We start from the raw sequence: 1,977 nt of genomic DNA on the forward strand, positions 1-1,977 counted from the left end.
GGCAGAGCCCTTGCCGGCCGCCGCTTCCGGTGCCGCCGCCGAAGTTGGGGCACCAGAAGCTACGTGACGTACTTCGCCGGTCTCGGGATCAATCCGCCGCTTATCGGTGACGGTCACCTGCTCTTGCGGATTGCCTTCGGTCACTGGCCCTCCCGGTCATCGTCGACCACCTCCGCGTCGACAACGTCGTCGGCACCGGATCCGCCCGGACCGGGCTCGCCGCCAGCGGCGGCTTGCTCGGCCTGTGTGGACTCGTAGATGGCCTGACCCAGAGCCTGCGACTCCTGGCCCAGCTTCTCCATCGCGGACTTGATGGCACCGATATCGGTGCCGCCCAACGCCGTCTTGGCTTCGGCCACCGCGGCGTCCACCTTGTTCAGCGTGTCCTCGGGAACCTTCGAACCGCCTTCGGCACTGCGCTGTTCGGAGACGAACTTCTCCGTCTGGTAGACCAGCGTCTCGGCCTGGTTGCGAACGTCAGCTTCCTCGCGGCGCTTGCGGTCCTCGTCGGCGTGCGCCTCGGCGTCCTTGATCATCCGGTCGATCTCCTCCTTGGACAGGCCGGAGCCTTCCTGGATTTTGATCGTGTTCTCCTTGCCGGTGCCCTTGTCCTTAGCCGTGACGTGCACGATGCCGTTGGCATCGATGTCGAACGTGACCTCGATCTGTGGGACACCGCGCGGAGCCGGCGGGATACCGGTCAGCTCGAAAGAGCCGAGCAGCTTGTTGTGCGAAGCGATTTCGCGCTCACCCTGGAAGACCTGAATCTGCACGGACGGCTGGTTGTCGTCGGCCGTGGTGAAGGTCTCCGACCGCTTCGTCGGGATCGTGGTGTTGCGCTCGATGAGCTTGGTCATCACGCCACCCTTTGTCTCGATACCGAGACTCAGCGGCGTAACGTCAAGCAGCAGAACATCTTTCACCTCACCTTTGAGCACACCCGCCTGCAGGGCGGCACCAACGGCCACCACTTCGTCAGGGTTGACGCCCTTGTTGGGCTCCTGCCCGCCGGTCATTTCCTTGACCAGATCGGACACCGCGGGCATCCGGGTCGAACCACCCACCAGCACCACGTGGTCGATCTCCGACACCGCGATACCGGCGTCCTTGATCACCGACTGGAACGGCTGCCGCGTGCGGTCGAGCAGATCCTGAGTGATCTTCTGGAACTCGGCGCGCGTCAGCTGCTCGTCGAGGAACAGCGGGTTCTTGTCGGCGTCAACGGTGATGTACGGCAAGTTGATCGACGTGCTCTGACTCGAGCTCAGTTCGATCTTGGCCTTCTCGGCCGCTTCCCGCAGCCGTTGCATGGCCATCTTGTCCTTGGTCAGGTCGATGCCCGCGCTGCCCTTGAACTTGTCCACCAGCCAGGTGACGATCCGGTCGTCCCAGTCGTCACCACCGAGGTGGTTGTCACCGGAGGTCGCGCGGACCTCCACGACACCGTCGCCGATCTCCAGCAACGACACGTCGAAGGTGCCACCGCCGAGGTCGAAGACCAGGATGGTCTGTTCCTTCTCACCCTTGTCCAGGCCGTAGGCCAGTGCGGCCGCGGTCGGCTCGTTGACGATCCGCAGCACGTTCATGCCGGCGATTTGGCCGGCCTCCTTGGTGGCCTGACGCTGGGCGTCGTTGAAGTAGGCGGGCGTGGTGATCACCGCGTCGATGATGTCTTCACCGAGGTAGGCCTCGGCGTCGCGCTTCAGCTTCTGCAGAATGCGGGCGCTGATCTCCTGCGCGGTGTACTGCTTACCGTCGATCTCAACGGACCAGTCGGTGCCCATGTGACGTTTGACCGACCGGATGGTCCGGTCGACGTTGGTCACTGCCTGGTTTTTGGCGGGCTGGCCGACCAGCACCTCGCCGTTGCGCGCGAACGCCACGACGGACGGAGTCGTCCTTGCACCCTCTGAGTTAGCGACGACGACGGGGTCGCCACCCTCGAGAACTGCGACGACGGAGTTGGTGGTCCCGAGG

General features: G+C 64.2%; 1 protein-coding gene and 1 pseudogene. Both read right to left on the reverse strand.

The window, feature by feature from the left end; genetic code table 11:
- A pseudogene (locus WAN71_RS07495) lies at positions 1-144 on the reverse strand (nucleotide exchange factor GrpE); the annotation flags it as partial.
- On the reverse strand, positions 141-1,977 hold a 1,837-nt coding region (gene dnaK / locus WAN71_RS07500; RefSeq protein ID WP_422224728.1), incomplete at its 5' end, for a molecular chaperone DnaK. The pseudogene WAN71_RS07495 and the gene dnaK, both read right to left, overlap by 4 nt.

The organism is Mycobacterium sp. (genome assembly GCF_049280035.1).
GTDB lineage: Bacteria > Actinomycetota > Actinomycetes > Mycobacteriales > Mycobacteriaceae > Mycobacterium.